This is a genomic window from Streptomyces sp. NPDC001606 (assembly GCF_053596835.1).
Map to the genome: position 1 here is coordinate 1 of NZ_JBSFHC010000029.1, position 16518 is coordinate 16518.

A 16518-nucleotide genomic window follows, 5' to 3' on the forward strand; every position below is an offset into this window, starting at 1 on the left:
TCAAGTGGGGCCTGGACTACATGAACTCCCGCTACGGCAGCCCGGTCAAGGCCTGGTCCTTCTGGCAGGCCAACGGCTGGTACTAAGCCACACCCTCCCCGGCAGGCCCGCAGCGCCCACCGGCCGCGCCCCACGTGTTCACGCCCCCGCCCCTTTGGCGGGGGCGCACGCGTATGCACGCACTGCGGCCAGCGCGGCCGGTGCAGGAGTCGACGGCGTACAGATTCTCATCGGCGTCCTGCCCCGGCTTGGTGCCCGGAAGACGGATGGTGTCCACGGCGGTCTGGAAGGCTGCCCGGACCGCCGTCGGTTCCGGCACCGGCAGTTGCACCGAACTCCTTTACCCAGGTCCCGCAAAGCAGCTTGGATGACCGGGTGATCACCCTTCCACAAAGACAGGTCCGGGCGGTGGGCGCCCTAGCCGTGATGCTGGCCAGCCTGGTCCTGGGCGGCTGCAGTCCACAGGGCGCGAGCAGCACCGGCCATACCGGCACCCCTGCCCAGCCGACGTCCGCCACGCCCGCCGCTTCGGCTGCCGGCTCGGGCATGCTCCAGCTGACCGCCCGCCAGCTCGAGCAACGGCTTCTCGCCCCCGGCGAACTCGGCCCCGGCTACAGGTCCTATGGCGGCGACGAGACGGGAGTGGATCAGTCCCCGGCCTTCCGTACGCTCAAGCCTGGATCGGCCGCTTGTATCGATGCCATGGCCTCCTTCGCCATGAACCCGCGGGTTGGCAGGCTCTCGGCGGAGCAGTACGCCACCCGCGACCTGGGAAATCCCACGACCAGGGCAGCCGTGTCCGAATGGGTGGGCTCCTTCTCCAGCCCCGCCCGGGCCGAACGGGCATTGAACAATCTGCTTCGCGACGCGGCTGCCTGCCCTGCCGGTGTCATTACCTCACCGACACCCGCGGCGCCGTTCACACTGACGCGACTTCCTGCTCCCCGATATGGTGATCAAAGCGCGGAACTCCTCTGCGGCATGGGCGTCGGCACCACTCCCGACCCCCTCCTCATCGTCCGGTACGGCGCCAACCTGATGGCCCTCACCATCGACACTCCCCACAACCGTGACACCCTGGTCTCCGCCGCTGCCAAGGCCGCAAACAAGCGATTCACCAGCTGAGCGCCTGCGACCAGGCGAACGAGGACCCGGACGGGGCGCGGACTTCGCCGAAGAGGTCCAGGACGCCAGGGGAGGAACCCGATCCCGCCCCGGCCGGGTACGGGCCCCGAGACACCGGTGCCCGGAGCGGGTCCGGATCGCGGGGCAGGCTCTCCCGGGCTGCCGGCCACGCACAGCTCGTCACAGGAGTGGATCCCGCTGAGCCGACCAGCGCCGAGGTGCATCTGCTGCGACGGTGTGAACCTGGGGCGCCGCAGTGGGGCATCCCTGGTACGACGGCTCACGCGGTCGGGTCCTTCGAGGCTGACGCCGAAGCGAATCACACCGTGCTCGTCTGGCTGGACTGACGGCCAGGACCGCCTGGTACGCACGCCTGGGGTGCGCGCTGCGATCCCCGGCCCCGCCCGCGGCCCGCGAGGTTCTCGACCGCACAGAGGCAGCGGGGCTCAGGATTCTCCCGGCCGGCCACCCTCGCCGGCTTCCCGGCGGCAGCGCGTTACCGCGCGCCGAGTGACCGAAGGCGTCTGGGACACCCCCACTCGCCCCCCCCGCAACCGGTGTCAGATCCGACCCCGGCCCGGCCCGACCCTGGTCTGGCCCCTGTCCCGCCCCACCCCCTGTCATCACTCCGGCCCCTCCCCGTGCTAGGTTGCGCCTCTTGATCGTGAAGGTTAGGTGGGGGCCTTTCATGAAGCTGGCGCGATTCTCGCCGCCGACCGCCGCAGCGCTGCTCCTGGGACTGACAACTGTCCTCGGCCCCGCCGCGGTCGACTCGTACGCGTCCTCGGACACACCGCTGCCGATCGCGCACTTCTCGCACATGGTCGTGGACGAAGTGCACGGCCATCTGTTCATCAGCGGCGGCGCCGGCACCGACGGCATTCTCGTCACCGACCTCGACGGCACGAACCCGACGACGATCGGTGGCGAGCCGGGTGCCACCGCGCTGGCCCTCTCCGAGGACGGATCCGCGCTGTACGCGGCTCTCCCGGACAGGGACGCGATCGCGGCGATCAGCACGCAGAAGCTGACCGAGTCGGCTCGTTACAGCACGGGCGAGGGCACCCGTCCGGACTCGCTGGCCGTCGCCGGGGGCACTCTCTGGTTCGGCTACGGTACGGCGGGCGCCGGCGGCATCGGATCCGTCGACAACGCCGGTACCGTCACCCTGAGCCAGGACTCCGGCAGTTGGGCAGCAGCACCCGTACTGGCGACGACCCCGACGCCCTCCGGCGTACTCGCCGCCGCAGCGCAGACCGGCGACACCTCCACCGTCGTCACGTACCGGGCCGGGGACGGGGCCCTGACCCGGCAGGCCGCGGAGGAACTGCCCGTCCCCGACCTGAGCGACCTCGCACTCACCGCGGACGGGCAGTACCTGGCCGTCCCGTCGGTCCCCGGCGCGACCGCCCATCGGTACCGCACCTCGGATCTCGCGGTCGACGGGCAGTTCGCCTCGGCGGTGGGCGGCCACGCGGTCGCCGTGGCCCCGGACGGCACTATGGCCATCAGCGACCACGGACTGACGACCTTCCCGGAAACGGGCGAGGGCTACTACACCGAGTACTTCTACGACCCGAACCTGAACCCCGCCGACCACGGCCTCGCCTGGGCACCCGACGCGAGCCGGCTCTACGACGTCGCCGTCGACGCCCTCGGGGGAACCCCGACGCTCCACATCTCCCGCAACCCGGAAAGCGCGCCGGTCACGCTTATTGGGCACTGGACCGCTCCGCTCGCCCCCGGCGAGCCCTATTCGTTCCTCGTGTCGCCCGATTCGCCCCTCAGCCTCGGTGCCGGGCAGTCCATGCTTCCCGGCACCGTCCGCATCACACGTTACGACGACGCCGACCCGGACGGCGTGCTCGTCCCGGACCCGACGACCACCCCGGCACGGATCCACTTCGACTTCTTCGGCTCCTACCGCGTCGACGGCACGGCTCCTGCCACCGGGAAACTGAGCTTCCGCGTCGACTACGCCGGAAGCGGCCACTACGGACCGGCCGGCCGCACCTTCGACATCCCCGTGGCCACGTACGCGCCCACCATGACGCTGTCCGCCCCCTCCGTGGCCGACCGTGCCGCGCGGCTCACCCTCACCGGCCACCTCACCTGGCCGCACGCGCATGTGACGACCGGGGCGGTGCACGTCGTCGAGACCGACCTGGCGCACCCGCACGGCTACGCGGCGGGCACCCTGCCGATAGCCGCCGACGGCAGCTTCGCCTTCCACGACATCCCGCAGGTCGGCGGCGCGCACACCTACGCCTTCACCTACGACGGCGGCACCTCCTACCTCCCGGTCACCGTGCAGGCAAAGGTGCAGGTGTCCCGGGCCACGCCGGCCCTGAGCGTGACCACGGACGCGAAGTCGTACCACTCGGGCGCGACCGTCAAGGTCACCGCCCACCTGGGGACCACGTACAACTCCCGCTCCGTGACGCTGTACGACCAGCCCGCCGGCACCTCGCGGGCCCGGCTGGGGAGCGGCAAGGTGGACGCGAACGGGAACTTCGTCGCCTCCTACAAGATCACCCGCAACACCACCTTCAGCGCGGCCTTCACGGGGGACTACCGCTATGCGCCGCGCACGGTGAGCACCAACGCAACCCTCACACCGACATCCCGGACGCAGATGCAGTGGCCGCTCTCGACCACCCGCATCGGATCCACCACGTACCAGGTGTTCTACACGTCCGAAGTCAACATGGCCTTCAACCTCCAGATCACACCCCGCCAGTCCGGCGGCTGTGCGTCGGTGTACCTGGAGCACTACTACTCGGGCGCCTGGCACCAGGCCACCTCGCAGAGCTGTGTACCCCTGTACGGCGACGGCTGGTACGGCTACGCCGGAGCCCTGAAGCTCTTCGCGGGCAACGGCCGCTACCGCATCCGCGGCCACTACACACCCCCGGCCAAGGACGCACAGACCGGCAGCGTGTGGACCGGCTGGTCCTACCTCATCGTCCGCCCCGGCAGCCCCTCCTGAGATGGGGCAGTGCGGGGTCTCATGGAGCAGGCGACGCCCGATGCTTCGGCTCAGACGGCGCACGAAGGCAGGACGCGCTGAGGCCCAGGTGAGAACGGGCACCGCGAGCGCCGATCAGCGCGGTCAGCGCGCCGCAGGCCCAAACCCATCGAGCGGTCGAAGCCTGCGACCTCCTGCAACCGGTTGATGTCGCGCAGCGCGAACGAAGCGTCTTCGGCGCGCTGCTCCTGGCGATCTCGGTACCTGAGCTGCTCCCGGACCATGCAGCGGTCGGATCCTCTCCATCAGCGGCTCACCAGGGCGTCCTGCTTCCGTTCGCGATCTCGGGCAGCCGTCCTGACGGCGGCCTGGTGTTGTCAGTGCCCGTTGATAGCGTGCTCCGGCCAGTCGTGGAGTTCATGAAGGGACGGGATACGTGCGGAATGTGCCATGCCATCAGGTCGGCGAGCGGCGGTTGGCCGAGGCGCTCGACGACATCGGCGGGCGGGCCTACACGCGGTGGCACTCGCTGCGCTACGGCAGCATCTCGCCGGCGCTGATCCGGGCCATGGCGGACGAACTGCTCGACCATGTCGCCGCGCGAACGGTGACGGAGCCCGGACTCGATGCTGCGGCCGGCACGGTCGCCGTCACCGCCGCGGAGTGTGTGCACGGAGTCCTGAGCATCATGTGCTTCCCCGACGGGGACCAGGAACTGAGGTTCCCCCTCGTCGGGGAGCGGATCAGTACGGACCCCGACGACGACGAATTCGGGGACGGGCCCCTCACCTTCCGGGACGTCGTCAAGGAGGCACCCACCGCGCGGACCTGGCTCGACATGTTCGAGATGTGTGTCGTCAGCGGGCACGTGTGGGACTGGGAGCGGGGTAGCGGACTGCTGCTGCGCGGCGACTACGCGCCCGCCATCCGTGACGGCGTTCCCTACAACCGGCACACCTCCGTCTCCGACCCCGCCGACCTCGCCGCCATGGACGCCCTGTGCCTCTATCTCACCGAGGCGGCCGGGCATCTGCCTCGTGACTGGCCGAGGGTTCCGCTGCGCAAGCCGGACGCCGGTCAGCGCGCGCAGGCCGCCCGGCGGCTCGACGAGGTCGGCGACGCACTCAGCGCGGACCAGCGGCTGCTCCGTGTACTCCTCGACGACGACCAGCACGCCTTCGAGGACGCCCTCGTCGCCCGGCTGGTCGCGTACCGGGAGAGCGTCGAGGCCGATGCCGGTGATCCCGCGCCCCGCTCCCTCCTGCCCCTCGGCACCCTCGCCCTGGCCTGCCTCGCCGTCCAGATCCATGGGTGGGAACTCGGTGTCCGGTCCGGGTACCTGCCGTACGGTCTGCTGGGATCGCCGGACGCGCCGCGCCGGGCGGCGGAGGGGAGCCGGAACGTGGGCTGCTGGGCCGCCAAGTAGACCGCCCCGGGGTGCGGAAGTGGGCCTGGCCCGGCATCCAGGACATCGTCGTGGAGCCGGGCCAGGAGCCGCTACAGGTTACGTCCCTCGTCAGTTCCAGGGAGCCGCGGTGAGCCAGCTGGTGTCCTGGGCCCATGACGTCGTGGAGTCCCAGGCGTTGGAGCCGCCGTTGCTCGCGATGTAGACCGTGTAGTCGTAGTGGCGGAGGTACTTCGTCGGGAAGTTGGCGGACTGGAAGGAGGTGCCGACGCCGCTGTTGCCCGCGGTGGGGCAGAAGGTGGCGTCCTGCGCGAACGCGCTGCCGCCGTCGTCGAAGTTCAGGTTGAGCTGGTAGTTGTAGTGGCGCAGGAACTGGCCGGGCTTGTCGACGGACTCGAAGGACAGGCAGGAGGTGTTGGCCAGTCCGGCCCGGACGATCCAGGTGGCGTCGGCCTTGTCGGTGGCCGAGCTGGCGGCGGTGATGTTGGAGATGACGACCTTGCTGTCGGCGTCGTTGTGGCGCAGGTAGTGCGAGGTGCAGCAGGGCGAGGTGGTGGCCTTCAGGGAGATCCGGGAGCCGGGGGTGAGGGTTCCGGTGCTGGTCGAGCCGCTGCTGTAGCCGGCGGCGGTGATGTTGGCCTGGACGGCGTTCTCGGTGGCGTCCGAGGGGTAGCCCTGGGTCATGACGCCCTCGTAGAAGGTGCCCTGGGCCCACTTGCTGTTGTCACCGCCGATGCCGAGGATGATCGCGCCTTCCTTGTGCATCGGGTTGTAGCCGGTGGCGTTGGGGCGTGCGCCGTTGTAGAAGGTGGACAGGCCGCCGGACTGGGCGTCGCCGCCGCGCAGGGCCCACTGGTTCGCGCCGCCCTTGAGCATGGCGGTCAGGAACCGGTGGTCGACGCTCGGGTCGCCCGCGTTGAAGCCGCGGTTGACCCCGGAGAACAGGCCGTTCTCCTGGTCGGCCATGACCCAGGGGCCGGCGCCGCTGCCGTAGCCCCACGCCTTGCTGTTGCCGAAGTAGAGGGCCTCCATGTGGCCGTTGCCGGTGTCCAGGTTGTTGGTCTCGGCGTTGCCGTAGTCGAAGCAGCAGCCGCCGTTGAAGTGCTTGCCGTTGAAGATCGCGTACATGCCCTCGGGCTGGTCGCCGGTGGCGATGCCGTTGGTGTTGTTGTTGCGGTAGCCGGTGCCGGGGGCGATGTAGACGCCGTAGGCCTTGTGTCCGCCGACGGTGACCGGCGCCTCGACGGCGTTGGCGAGGTTGTCAGGCCCGCCGGCGGCTCCGCCTCCGGGTGCCTGGGTGAGGTTGTTGTGCTTGGGGGACTGGTCGTAGATGACGGTGATGACGCAGCTGGTGTTCGCGCAGAAGGAGTCCTGCGCGGCGGCGTCGGCGACACCTCCGGCGGTCAGCGGGCCGATGTCCTTGGTCGCGTTGTCGGAGGCGCGCTTGACCTGGTAGAGCGGGCCGTTGTACGCCCCGTACAGGGCGCGGGTGGTGCTGTGCGCGGCGACGCAGGGGGTGCCGCCCGAGGCGTAGATGTCGCACGGCCCCTGGGTGGCGGCCTGCGAGGGGGCGGCCGTGGCGGTGAGCAGGCCGGCGGCGAGGGCGGCGGTGGCACCGGCCCCCAGCAGCGCGCGTCTGGCGTGGCGTATCCACTGTTTCTTGATCATGAAGAACTCCTACGCAGAGTGGAGTGGGAGGTGAGTGGAACTCCTGTGTCGGGCCCGCCGGAGGAACGGCGGACTCCGCACAGCGCTCCGTGGGACGGGCGGGTCAGCTCGTCACGCGGAACGTCGCGTCACTGCGTCCCGTCGCGGTGGTGATCGGGTCGAGGCGCAGTTGGTAGGCGTAGTGGCGGATGTAGCGGTCGGGGAAGTTGTACGACTGGAACGACGACCCGGTGGCGTCGGCGAGCCCGGCGACCTTGCGGAAGGTGGCGTCCGCGGCGAACTGGCTGCTGCCGTCGTAGCGGGCGAGCTGGAAGTCGTAGTCGGCGTGCCGCAGGAAGTAGCCGGGGTGGTTCACCGACTCGAAGGAGACGGTGCCGGTGCCGGCCAGGCCGGCACGGAGCCGGAACTGGGAGTCCTCGATGGGGCTGACGTTCGGGTCGATGCGCACGTCGAAGTCGGTCTGGCGCACGTACCGGTCGGGGAAGTTGTACGACTGGAGCCGCTGGGCGGGGGTGTTGGGCCAGCGGGCGAGCACGCGGCTCTCCTCGGCGGCCGTGAGGTTCATGATCCAGCCGTGGCGCTTTTTGGTGCCGCCCATGGTGTAGCTGGTCGACGCCGGCTTCTGGTAGGCGGCGGGGTTGGAGGGGTCGGTCGTGGTGACGGGCATGTAGCCGCCGTTGGTGGCGTACTGGTCGAGGTAGAGCGCCCACTTGTTGGTGCCGTTGAACTTCATCCACATCGGGCCCTCGACCATCGACCCGGTCAGGCCGATGTCGGAGAGGTCGCCGAGTTTGGCCCAGGTGCCGAGGATGGAGTTGCTGCCTTCAAGAGTGATCTGTCCGTCGCCGGAGGCCCGTACGTAGCGGTAGGTGCCGACACCTGGGGGCACTTCGATGATCTGGGTGTCGATGATCTCCTGGGTGTCCGGGCGGTCGATGTAGAGCCGGGGGGTGGTGATGGTGCGGAAGTCGCTGGTGTGGGCTGCGAAGATGCGGTGCTTCGTCGCGCCGTTGAAGGGGACGTTCGTGGCCCAGTACAGGACGTAGTCATTGCTCTGGGGGTCCCAGATCGCTTCGGGTGCCCACGCGTTGCGCCCGTCGGGGATCGCACCGGCGACGTTCAGCAGCCACGGCTGCGACCAGGTGACCAGGTCCGTGGACTCCCACACCACGAGGTTGCGGCTGCCGTTGTTGATGGCGGCGTTCCAGTCCTGCCCGCAGCTGATGCACAGGTCGGTCGCGATGATCCAGTATTTGCTGCCGTCGGGGGACCGGACGAATGCGGGGTCGCGTACGCCCTTGGTGCCGACGGTGGAGCGCAGGACCATGCCGCCGCCGTTGAGGTCGCTCCAGTGCAGGCCGTCGGTGCTGTGCGAGAGGTACATCTGCTGGTTGGCCGCTCCCTCCCCGGTGAAGTGCACCATCAGGTAGCCGGGGCCGGCGGCGGCCGCCCGCTGGGGGGTGGTCAGGGCCTGCCCCGTGAAGAGGAGGCAGACGGCGAGCAATATCACCGTCAGCCGGGCGCGGAGCGCAGACATCGGATCTCCTGTCGGGTGCGGGTGATGCCGCCGGGCGAAGGGGGAGCGGGGTGGCGGGGGGAACTTGGTCTCGGCGTGGGCAGGACGGGATCCGGCTGCCGCGCGAGCCGGAAGGACGGATCCGAACGACGGCGTTTCGCCGCTTCACCCATGGCGCCGTGGTGACGGCGGGTCAGGGCGCGCGAGTATGTGCGTCCACCCGGGCGGGGCGGTTGCGACCCGGACCGGGTAACTGTGCCTCCGAGCGCCGGTGAAGGCGTTTCAGGTGGGCGGGACTTCGGGCGGAAGCCTTCATGGCCAACTCACTCTTCGATCAGGCGTTGAACGACATATCGAACGCCGTTCGGGAAATCGGGCAGAGGCTAGATCCGGAAAAGACGGCGCGTCAATACATCCGACACATCCGATCCGTCGAACATGCAGATGAGCGATCCGGCGCCAACCCCGGCCCCTGCCGCAGCGCTCAGCCCATGACCTGACAGCCGGTAAGAATTTTGTGTTCAACGGCTGGACACGAGCAATGTCCGTACCCCTTAATCCATCCAATGTGTCAGCGAAGAGCTGCGTTCTATATTTCGGACGACGTTTGAAAAGCCGAACGGCGCAAGGCGGATGTCCGCGGCCTGTCGGCCGTAGGTCGCCACGTCGGCAGCACCCAAGCCCGTGACGCGCCACACCCGACCGTCGGACGTGTGAGCCGGCACATCAAAAGTCCAAACAGCCGCTCTGCCATATCGAAAGGCTCAAGATGTCTTCCTCCGTCAGCAGGCGCCGCCTCCTGCAACTGGCCGGGGCCACCGTGGCCGCCTCCGCCACCGGACCCCTCCTCGGCGCGTCTTCCGCTCAGGCAGCCATCGCGCCTGCGAGGACCGACATCGGGGTCTTGGCGCACCCCTTCGAACTCGGCCAGGTCCGACTCACCGCAAGCCGGTGGCTGGACAACCAGAACCGCACGCAGAACTATCTGCGGTTCATCGATGTGGACCGGCTGCTGTACAACTTCCGCGCCACCCACAAGCTGTCCACCAACGGCGCGACCCCCAACGGCGGCTGGGACGCGCCGAACTTCGGCTTCCGCACCCACATCCAGGGGCACTTCCTCACGGCATGGGCACAGTCGTACGCTGCGACCGGGGACGCCATCTGCCGGGACAAGGCCACCTACATGGTCGCGGAACTGGCCAAGTGCCAGGCCAACAACAGCGCCGCCGGTTTCAACCCCGGATACCTCTCCGGCTACCCCGAGTCCAACTTCACTGCTCTCGAGCAGGGAACCAGTGGCGAGGTGCTGTACTACACCATCCACAAGACCCTCACCGGCCTGCTGGACGTATGGCGCCACATCGGCAGCACACAAGCCCGGGACGTGCTGCTCGCCCTGGCCGGATGGGTCGACTGGCGCACCGGCCGGCTGACCACCCAGCAGATGCAGACCATGCTGCGGGTCGAGTTCGGCGGCATGAACGCCGTGCTGACCGATCTCTACCAGCAGACAGGCGACGCGCGATGGCTCACCGTCGCCCAGAGGTTCGACCACGCCGCGGTGTTCGACCCGCTGGCGGCCAACCAGGACCAGCTCAACGGAATTCACGCCAACACCCAGGTCCCCAAGTGGATCGGGGCCGCCCGGGAGTACAAGGCCACCGGCACCACCCGCTACCTGGACATCGCCACCAACGCCTGGAACATCACCGTCAACGCGCACACCTATGCCATCGGCGGCAACAGCCAGGCGGAGCACTTCCGCGCCCCGAACGCCATCGCCGGCTACCTGACCAACGACACGTGCGAAAGCTGCAACACCATCAACATGCTCACCCTCACCCGGGAGCTGTTCACGCTCGACCCGAACCGCGTCGCACTGTTCGACTACTACGAGCGGGCGTGGCTCAACCAGATCATCGGCCAACAGAACCCGGCCGACGACCACGGCCACGTCACCTACTTCACCCCCCTCAAGCCGGGAGGCCGGCGCGGTGTCGGCCCGGCGTTGGGCGGCGGCACCTGGAGCACCGACTACGGCACCTTCTGGTGCTGCCAGGGCACGGGCCTGGAGATGCACACCAGGCTGATGGACTCCATCTACTTCCACAACGACACCACGCTGACCGTGAACATGTTCGTGCCGTCGGTGCTCACCTGGACGGAGCGCGGTATCACCGTCACCCAGACGACGACCTACCCTGTCAGCGACACCACGACCCTTCAGGTCACCGGCACCGTCAGCGGAACGTGGGCGATGCGCATCCGTATACCGAGCTGGACCACCGGGGCCACCATCAGCGTCAACGGCGTCGCGCAGAACATCACCACCACGTCCGGCAGTTACGCCACCCTGAACCGCGCGTGGACCTCCGGCGACACGGTCACCGTCCGCCTGCCCATGCGGCTCGGCATCCGACCGGCCAACGACAACGCGAACGTCGCCGCGATCACCTACGGCCCGGTGGTCCTCGCCGGCGACTACGGTGACTCCACCCTCAGTGCCCTCCCTGCGCTGACCACGTCCTCGATCAAACGGACCAGCAGCAGTTCACTCGCCTTCACCGCCACCTCCAGCGGCTCCACCGTCAACCTGGGCCCGTTCTACGACGCACACGGCTACAACTACACCGTCTACTGGAACACCACCGGCAACACCATCCGTCTCGTCAACGCGAGCAGCGGTCTCCTGCTGGGCATCCAGAGCATGTCCACCTCCAACGGCGCCCGCGCTCTGCAATGGACGGACAACGGCACCGCCGACCACAAGTGGGAAATGATCACTGATGGAAGCGCGGTCCGCCTCCGCAACGCCAACAGCGGCAAGGTGCTCGGCGTCCTGAACATGGACACGGCAGACGGCGCGACCGTCCTCCAGTGGTCGGACAACGGCTCCGCCGACCACAAATGGACTCTGCTCGACCAGGGCGACGGGACCTACAAGATCCGCAACGTGAACAGCGGCAAGCTGCTCGCCATCGCGAACAACTCCACCGCGGTCGGCGCGTTCGCGGTCCAGGACGCGGACGACGGCACCGCCGACAACCGCTGGCGCATCGAGCTGGACTAAAGCCTGTTGCAGAAGGCCATGAACAGGACGTCTCCCTGTCAGGCTGGGGTGTTGACGGGCGAGCGCGTGCGGGTGGAAGCGTTCACGCGGCTGGGATCGATCAGTTCGGGCGGTTGCTGAGGGCGGTCCGTGCACGGGGTGGTGACGGCTGGGGATGGTGGCAGCCGTGGCGGCTGCCGCTGCCCGAGCGGGTGCTGCTGGTGGCGGTCCACCACCTAGTGCCGCATCAGGCAATGTTCACCCTGCCGGAGGCGTCCCGGAAGAGAGGCAAGTGGTGCTCGTCTGGACCTTCGACCAGGCGTAGATCCACAGAGTGGAGCGACCCGCCGCATAAGACAGTGGTGACGCGCGCTTCCCGGTCCCGCGCCGGACCCATGCCACCAGTCGGAGTGCGCGGGTGGCGGAAGGAGTATGCGTCCCTGAGATTGATGACGATGAGGGAAGACGGCTGCTGCGGATCATCCGCAGGGGCGCCGGGTCGGTGGTGACCTGGCGGCGAGCGCAGTTGGTGCTGCTGTCCCCGCAGGGCATGCCGGTAGCGAAGATCGCCGAGGTGACCTTCATCAACGACGATCGGGATCCAGTTCGCCGCCCTGCGATACGTCGCCCTGGACGCATGGAGCACGCCAGCCACAAGGAGCAGGGCAGCATGATCCGCCGCTACATCATCTGGCGCAAAAGGCACGCTGCCGACGCCCGGCTACGCGAGGCGGTGGACCGGGCGAACGTTGTCTGAGGCGGCACCAGGAGGCCCTCCAGCCGGCTCGTCCCTGCCCGCGCGCTGGGCGAGCCGGTAGCGGACCTTCTCGGGCTACAGACCCATCTGGCCACCGATCTGCCGCGGCTCCCAGCCCCCAGCCCTCCGCCTTCGCTGCGGCCATCCCCTCGTCCAGGGCCGCATCCGTCGCCTCGTCCAGTGCGGCACGCAACGGGACGACCAGCCGCAGCCCGGATCGCTGGGGCCAATTCATCCAGGCTGGCGCAGAACACTGGGGCGCCAGGTTCCACGACGTGGGCCCCCACATACGGATGGCTGAATCTCGGCGGCGGTGACGAGGCGGTCCTTCGCCCGGTGGCCGAATCGTCGGTCCACGGCAGCGGGCGAGTCCGGCCATCCGCGGACCACGGCCCCTGGCGCGCCGTACCGGGGAAGGGCGGGGGCGCAGGCCGGAACGGGCGGCGGTCAGCGGCAGGTTTTCTCTCTCCGGGGAGGTTTGCGGCCCGGACTGCCGGGCACACGCGGGGTCGGCGATTCGGCCGTGCCGTCAGGTGCGGGTAGCCTCCGCCGAGTTGCCGAAAAGTGACCCAAAATCACCGCCAAGGTACTCTGCGTTCAACTTCAGGGGGTTGCTATCGGGTGACTCACCGTGAAGACTGTCCGCCGAGTTCCATCGAAACGAAGGTGTTGGGGACCACGCATCATGCCAATCGTGGGGCGGCATGGAGGGCTCATGCGTATTCTCACACCGCAGTTCAGACAGCCGGGAACCGGAATCCCGCTGTCCGTCAACGAGCCGGGAGGGGCCGTGAGATCGCCGCGCGGCCGGTGTCGCCGAGGGGGACGAGTCATGGCGGGGTTCGCCGACACGCCGGGATGCGCCGTGGGGCCGTGGCCGGACACGCGGCCGCCGTGTCCTGTGGCGGAGACGCCGAGGAGTCTCCTGCCCGCTTCGGCCCGAGCCTGACAGCGGACGGCCCCCCGGCCGGTCGGCACCCGCGGCGAGGGCCGCCGGCGGGCGGCGCGCCGCCCGCCGCACGGAGGGGAGCGCGTGCGACGCGCGTGTACCCCGCCCGCCCGCGTTCCGGTGGTGCCGGTTGCGTGCCGGTGCGGTGCCGGTGAGGTTCCCGGGGCCGCCCCGCCCGAGTCGACCGGACCGCCGCGCCTCCTTCCGCTTCCCGCCTCGCGTGCCCTGCCCACCGTTACCAAGGAGAACAGGTGATCAGTAAGGAACTGACGGGCGACCGGCTCCTGTTGGAGCAGTTACCCGACCACTGGCAGGAGCTGCGCGAGTCCGGGCCCGTCCGCTTCGACGACACGCAGAAGGTCTGGCAGGTCTTCGACCACGACACGGTCGGCGCCGTGCTCGCCGACCCGGCGACGTACTCCTCGGACCTCTCCACGCTCGCCCCGACCCAGTCCGACTTCGAGACCTTCACCCGCGGCAACTTCGTGGCCATGGACCCGCCCGAACACCGCAAGCTGCGCACCCTGGTGAGCCAGGCGTTCACCCCGCGGGTCGTGCGGGGGCTGGAGCCCCGCATCGAGGCGGTCTGCGCACGGCTGCTGGACGAGGTGGCCGACCGCGACCGGTTCGACCTGGTCGACGCGCTCGCCTATCCGCTCCCGATCATCGTGATCGCCGAACTCCTCGGCATCCCGGCCGAGGAGCACCGGCTCTTCCAGGAGTGGGCGAGCGTCCTGTTCAGCGGGGACCAGCTCGGCGACGCACCCGACATGGCCGATCTGGAGCGGGCGCTGGAGGCCATCGCCCCCACCGTGCGCGAGATGAACGGCTACATGCTGGAGCACATACGCACCCGCCGCTCCCGCCCCGGTGACGACCTCACCAGCAGACTCATCGCCGCGGAGGTCGACGGCGTGCGCCTCGCCGACCAGGAGATGGTCGGGTTCGTGGCCCTGCTGCTGGTCGCCGGGCACATCACCACCACCGCCCTGCTGGGCAACGCCGTCGTCACCTTCGACCGCCGCCCAGGCACGGACGCCGCGCTCCGTGCCGACCCGGACGGGATCCCGGCCGCCGTCGAGGAGGTGCTGCGCTGGCTGCCCCCCTTCCCCGAACTGGGCCGCCGGGTCACCCGCCCCGTGGTCCTCGGCGGACACGAGCTCCCGCAGGACGCCCTGCTCATGGCCCACCTGGGGACCGCGAACCGGGACCCGGCGCGCTTCCCGGCGCCCGACCTCTTCGACGTGACGCGGTCCCCCAACCCGCACCTGACGTTCGGGCACGGCATCCACTTCTGTATCGGCGCACCGCTCGCCCGACTGGAGGCCCGGATCGCCCTGCGGATGTTGCATGAACGATTCCGCTCGCTGGCCGTCCCGTCCTACGACGACGTGGTCTTCCAGAACCCGGCCGTGATCATCGGCGTACGGCACCTGCCCGTCGAGGTCACCCGGCCGTAACCGCTCACGGCGCTCGCACACCGACCGGCCCCCGTACCGCTCACCCACGGGCCGGACCGGCACACCCACACGTGAGACCCACCCAACGGGAGTCCCCTAGCCATGCCGTACACCGTCCCCACCGCTCTGGCCCTTCCCCGGACGCCGGCGCAGTTACACCGGGAACTACAGGACCGGCTCGACACCCTCGCCCGCACCCACCGGGTGCCCGGCGCCCAACTCGCACTGGCCACCGCCACCGAGACCCTCGGCCTGCACACCGGTACGGCCGACACGGCGACCGATGCGCCCTTCACCCCCGAGACGGCCGTCCCCCTCGGGTCGCTCACCAAGCCCTACACGGCCGCGCTCGTCATGCTGCTGGCCGACGACGGCGACCTCGACCTCGACGAACCGGTCGCCGACCACCTACCGGAGCTGAGCGCGATACCCGAGCTGACGATACGTCAGCTGCTCGGCCACACCGGCGGCCTGCCCACCGGCCCGGACTCCGACACCGCGGCCGCGACCACCGCCACCCGCTACCTCACGACCGTCTGCACCGCCCGCGACCTGCTGTTCGCGCCAGGCACCGACTTCTCCTACTCCAACGCCGGCTACGTCGCCGCCGGCCGGCTGGTGGAGACGATCACCGGCATGCCGTGGCACGAGGCCGTCGGTGCGCTGCTCCTGCACCCCCTCGGCGCGGTACCGGCGTTCATCGGCGAGGCCACGCCCGCCCGGCCCGTCGCCGCCGGGCACGCTGTCAACACCGCCACCGGACAGGCCCGTCCGGCCCGGCAGAACCTGGCCCCGCTGGAGGCCCCGGCCGGCGCCCTGCTGGCGAGCGCCCTGGACCTGGCCGCGTTCGGGATCGCACTGACCGGCCGGTCGGACGTCCTGCCGCCCGCCGTCGCCAAGGAGATGCGCCGCCCCGAGACCGCCGCCCGCCCGGGCGCGCTGGCCGACGGCTGGGGCGCCGGACTCGCCCTGTACCGTCAGGACGACCGCGTCTGGTGCGGTCACGACGGCAACGCCCAGGGCACCTCCTGCCACCTGCGCGCCGATCCGGAGAGCGGAACCGTGATCGCTTTCACGGGCAACGCCTCCGGCGCCACCGCGCTGTGGCGCGAGCTGACCGAGGAGATCGCCCGGCTCACCGGCGTCCGCGTGCCGGCCACCGCCCAGGACGCCGACCACGGCCGCCCCGTGCCGCTGCCCGAGTGCCTGGGTGTCTATCGCAACGGCACCACGACGTACCGCGTCGCACCCGGACCGGACGGCGCACCGGGCCTGTCCGTCGACGGCGACCTGCCCATCCCGCTGGTCTGCTACGACGACCTGTCGTGCGCCCTGCGCGATCCGGCCACCGGCCGCCTGGAACCCGGCGGACGCTTCCACCGCGATCCGGCCACCGGCCGGTTCGAGCGGCTGCAGATCTCCGGACGCACGGCCCGCCGTACCGACGACGGCTGAGCCGGGGGCGCCGCCGGACCACGCGACAGAGCCGTCCCCCCGCGTCGCCGGCCGCGCCCCTGAGTGGTCCCGTCGCCCCCCGCCCCGGCCCGGGGCCGTCATCCGTCCACCGGCACCGGCGCGCCCGCCCCGCGTCCGGCGCCGTTCCACCGCACCGCTCCCC

General features: G+C 69.9%; 9 protein-coding genes and 1 pseudogene. 8 read left to right on the forward strand and 2 right to left on the reverse strand.

What is annotated here, in order from left to right; translation table 11 throughout:
• From ACWCV9_RS35085 to ACWCV9_RS35100, 4 genes are all read left to right on the forward strand, one after another.
• Positions 1–86 (forward strand): aggregation-promoting factor C-terminal-like domain-containing protein (locus ACWCV9_RS35085; protein ID WP_450792790.1); only part of this gene is annotated, 86 nt, incomplete at its 5' end.
• Between the two features lie 340 nt (positions 87–426).
• Entirely contained in the window at positions 427–1125 is a 699-nt protein-coding gene (locus ACWCV9_RS35090; protein WP_450792743.1) for a hypothetical protein, read from the forward strand.
• Positions 1126–1813: 688 nt separating this feature from the next.
• Entirely contained in the window at positions 1814–4114 is a 2301-nt protein-coding gene (locus ACWCV9_RS35095; RefSeq protein WP_450792744.1) for a hypothetical protein, read from the forward strand.
• Between the two features lie 415 nt (positions 4115–4529).
• A complete protein-coding gene (locus ACWCV9_RS35100) occupies positions 4530–5519 on the forward strand; it encodes an immunity 49 family protein (protein WP_450792746.1) in 990 nt (329 codons plus the stop codon).
• Between the two features lie 90 nt (positions 5520–5609).
• On the opposite strand, the gene ACWCV9_RS35105 is transcribed toward ACWCV9_RS35100, so the two are convergent.
• Both ACWCV9_RS35105 and ACWCV9_RS35110 read right to left on the reverse strand, forming a co-directional pair.
• Complete coding sequence (locus ACWCV9_RS35105) at positions 5610–7166, reverse strand: alpha-L-arabinofuranosidase B (protein WP_450792748.1); 1557 nt, start codon at positions 7164–7166, stop codon at positions 5610–5612.
• 103 nt (positions 7167–7269) lie between these two features.
• The gene (locus ACWCV9_RS35110; RefSeq protein ID WP_450792749.1) at positions 7270–8703 is read right to left on the reverse strand and encodes a glycoside hydrolase family 43 protein; all 1434 of its coding nucleotides are present in this window, start codon (positions 8701–8703) and stop codon (positions 7270–7272) included.
• A gap of 748 nt (positions 8704–9451) precedes the next feature.
• Here ACWCV9_RS35110 and ACWCV9_RS35115 point away from each other — a divergent pair.
• The 4 genes and pseudogenes from ACWCV9_RS35115 (at position 9452) to ACWCV9_RS35130 (ending at position 16355) form a co-directional block, all read left to right on the forward strand.
• A complete protein-coding gene (locus ACWCV9_RS35115; RefSeq protein WP_450792751.1) occupies positions 9452–11755 on the forward strand; it encodes a beta-L-arabinofuranosidase domain-containing protein in 2304 nt (767 codons plus the stop codon).
• 397 nt (positions 11756–12152) lie between these two features.
• Positions 12153–12332: pseudogene (locus ACWCV9_RS35120) on the forward strand (IS630 family transposase); the annotation flags it as partial.
• A gap of 1359 nt (positions 12333–13691) precedes the next feature.
• Positions 13692–14900 carry a cytochrome P450 gene (locus ACWCV9_RS35125; RefSeq protein WP_450792753.1) on the forward strand — a complete coding sequence of 403 codons (1209 nt, stop codon included), beginning with the start codon at positions 13692–13694 and terminating at the stop codon, positions 14898–14900.
• A 102-nt stretch (positions 14901–15002) separates the two neighbouring features.
• Entirely contained in the window at positions 15003–16355 is a 1353-nt protein-coding gene (locus tag ACWCV9_RS35130) for a serine hydrolase domain-containing protein (RefSeq protein WP_450792754.1), read from the forward strand.
• Positions 16356–16518 lie beyond the last annotated feature (163 nt).

Bases quoted from the DNA above. Each gene is read 5' to 3' on its own strand.
- ACWCV9_RS35090 (WP_450792743.1), top strand. From the start codon at position 427: ATGCTGGCCAGCCTGGTCCTGGGCGGCTGCAGTCCACAGGGCGCGAGC.
- ACWCV9_RS35115 (WP_450792751.1), top strand. From the start codon at position 9,452: ATGTCTTCCTCCGTCAGCAGGCGCCGCCTCCTGCAACTGGCCGGGGCC.
- ACWCV9_RS35095 (WP_450792744.1), top strand. From the start codon at position 1,814: ATGAAGCTGGCGCGATTCTCGCCGCCGACCGCCGCAGCGCTGCTCCTG.
- ACWCV9_RS35105 (WP_450792748.1), bottom strand. From the start codon at position 7,166: ATGATCAAGAAACAGTGGATACGCCACGCCAGACGCGCGCTGCTGGGG.
- ACWCV9_RS35130 (WP_450792754.1), top strand. From the start codon at position 15,003: ATGCCGTACACCGTCCCCACCGCTCTGGCCCTTCCCCGGACGCCGGCG.
- ACWCV9_RS35110 (WP_450792749.1), bottom strand. From the start codon at position 8,703: ATGTCTGCGCTCCGCGCCCGGCTGACGGTGATATTGCTCGCCGTCTGC.